Origin of the sequence: Paenibacillus planticolens (assembly GCF_013141725.1) — a bacterium.
GTDB lineage: Bacteria > Bacillota > Bacilli > Paenibacillales > NBRC-103111 > Paenibacillus_E > Paenibacillus_E planticolens.
In genome coordinates, this window is record NZ_WHNZ01000053.1 from 1 (window position 1) to 1,431 (window position 1,431).

A 1,431-nucleotide genomic window follows, 5' to 3' on the forward strand; every position below is an offset into this window, starting at 1 on the left:
GCCATCGCTGATGAAGGCCGGGATACCCCCAGATATTGGGGAAGCATTCCACATACTAAAGAGGCGGTTCGAAAACTTGTTGGACAATTAACAAAAGAGGGCAATGTGAAGCTAGATGTTTGCTACGAAGCAGGACCTACAGGGTTTGATCTGCGCCGGTGGTTCCTAGAATTGTTCGTAGAATGCAGTGTCGTAGCACCTACTGAAGCGTTAACAGGACGTACAAAAATTAAAACAGATAAGAAAGATGCGATTCGCCTGGCACAGCTTTGGCGGGCAAGAGAATTAACCGCCATCTATGTACCTTCACCCGAAGATGAAGCACTTCGTGATCTGGTTCGGGCTCGAGAAGATGCAGTCGAAGATCAAAATCGCAGCCGACAAAGATTGATGAAGTTTTTGCTTCGGCATCAACGGTTGCTCCCACAAGGAATGAAGCCATGGAGCTCTGCTCATGAAGAATGGCTGGACACTCTACGCTTCGAGCGAGAGTGCGAAGATTTCGTTTTCCAGGAATATCGCAATACAATCAGGCAAGCTAGTCAGCGTATTCAGCGCTATGAAATAGAAATGGAAAAACAAGCTAAATCAAGTTGCCAAGCGCCCATGATCAGGGCCCTACAGGGCCTGCGCGGCGTTGCACTCATAACGGCGACAACACTAGCCGCAGAACTGGGGGATATTGCGAAGCGTTTTTCCCACCCAAGGCTACTCATGTCTTATGCAGGATTAGTACCCAGCGAGCATTCAAGTGGAGGCAGACGCTGGCAAGGGGGGATTACCAAAGCTGGCAATGCACATATCCGCAGAGTTGTAATCGAAACCGCATGGAGCTATCGCCACTCACCCGCCGTACGAAGAGCCCTTCGAGAACGTTTAAATGGACTAAGTCCTGAAATCCAGGACATTTCGTGGAACGCACAAAAACGACTTCATGCCAAATATAAACGTTTATCAACAAAAGGAAAGCAAAAAGGTACAGTTGTAACAGCTGTAGCTAGAGAACTGCTCGGATTCATTTGGGCCATTGCAAAAGAGATGGAAAAACAAAAACAAGCAGCCGCTTAACCTATCTGCTCCACCCATCATAAACATAAAATTGCCAGAAAGGTTGAGATGCCCAAGGTTCGATGTTTACACATGAATGACATTCTTTGGCACGGAGGCAAAGTAACTAAGCAAGGCAGAGAGAAAATCCGCGAAGGGCGCTTGTGCAAAGCTAAACAAAAATAGCTCTATGCACGTCAATAGCTAGCAGGAATCAACTCTCTGGTCGTATCTATTAACTTGTGGTCGAATCCACGTATATCAGCGTGCCAGCCGGCGCTAAATCCCATTTTGCCTTCGTGCCAAGGAATGTACCCATGTGAAAGTCACCTCAAAACCAAAAGATGCAGGGAGCACGCCCCCTGCACCCCGTTACTCGCCGTA

1 protein-coding gene is annotated in these 1,431 nt (G+C 47.8%); it reads left to right on the forward strand.

Annotated features, from left to right (window positions below):
- The coding region (locus GC097_RS24215; protein ID WP_171685885.1) for an IS110 family RNA-guided transposase at positions 1 to 1,068 on the forward strand (1,068 nt) is incomplete at its 5' end.
- Positions 1,069 to 1,431: the final 363 nt, after the last annotated feature.